Below are 890 nucleotides of genomic sequence, written 5' to 3'. Positions count from 1 at the left end.
TGCTTTGTTGAAAGGCTTATGCGGCCTCTGCGAGGATCATGAGGTTGTGGGTGAGGACGCGGAGGACGAGTTCGCGGGCCTGGGACGCGTCGCCGCGCGCGGTCAGGGCTGATCCGAGGCGGCGCTTGTGCTGGCTGAACCCGCTCTCGGCGTGCCAGCGCTGATTGTAGAGCACCTTCGGGAAGCGACGTCGCATCGCGCGCCGATAGGGCGTCTTGGGCCAGCGGCGACCGGTGTTGCGTTGGTTGAGGCGGATGACTGTCTGCCGGACGCCAAGGTCTTCGCGACACAGGCGGTGATTGTGCTCCGCATCGTAGCCCGCGTCACCGAGGGCGGTGTCGATCCGAATGAGCGCCGCAGCCTGCCGCATAGCCGGGGTGAAGTCGGGCGAGTCCTGGCTCGGGCCGACGCCCGGCACCGCGCCCAGGATGAGGTGGGAGTGGGCATGGACGACGGCGGTGAGCTTCGGCCAGGCGCGCTGGCGATGTCCTTCGCTGCCGCGCCGCAGGCCGAAGTAGGCACTGACGTGCCGCGTCTCGAGCCCTGTCGCGTCGACCGCCGCTACAGGAGCGGCGTCGATCAGGTCGTGCTGGCGGGCGCGCCGGACCACCACGGCCTGAGCCCCGCGAAAGGCCCCCCAGCCTCGGCGTCCGCGAGGATCCGTCGGGAGGCATGGGCGAGCGTCGAGTAGTGCGGCACCTTCGAGAGGCCGAGGGCGCGGCGCACCTCGGCCCACTCAGCGACGAGCGCCACCACGCCACGGTAATCGGTCCGGAGGAACTGCCGCAGCACGAGAAGGGCGAAGAGCTGAGCCTGCGTGTAGTCCCGACGCGAGAACCGGCTGCCATACTCGGGCAGGGCGGCCCGACCCGCCGCCAGCGCCTCCCGGG

The 890-nt window shown here is 70.6% G+C and carries 1 protein-coding gene and 1 pseudogene; both read right to left on the bottom strand.

All coding sequences use genetic code 11. The features are described 5' to 3' along the window. Positions 1-16: 16 nt before the first annotated feature. Positions 17-613 (bottom strand): transposase, encoded by a 597-nt coding sequence (locus E2C05_RS32145; RefSeq protein ID WP_240047001.1) that lies wholly within the window; start codon positions 611-613, stop codon positions 17-19. Beyond that, positions 580-890: pseudogene (locus E2C05_RS32140) on the bottom strand (hypothetical protein); the annotation flags it as partial. The pseudogene E2C05_RS32140 and the gene E2C05_RS32145, both read right to left, overlap by 34 nt.

Origin of the sequence: Paracraurococcus ruber (genome assembly GCF_004353985.1) — a bacterium.
GTDB classification, from domain to species: Bacteria; Pseudomonadota; Alphaproteobacteria; order Acetobacterales; family Acetobacteraceae; genus Paracraurococcus; species Paracraurococcus ruber.
This window is presented reverse-complemented; position numbering and strand designations above follow the sequence as displayed.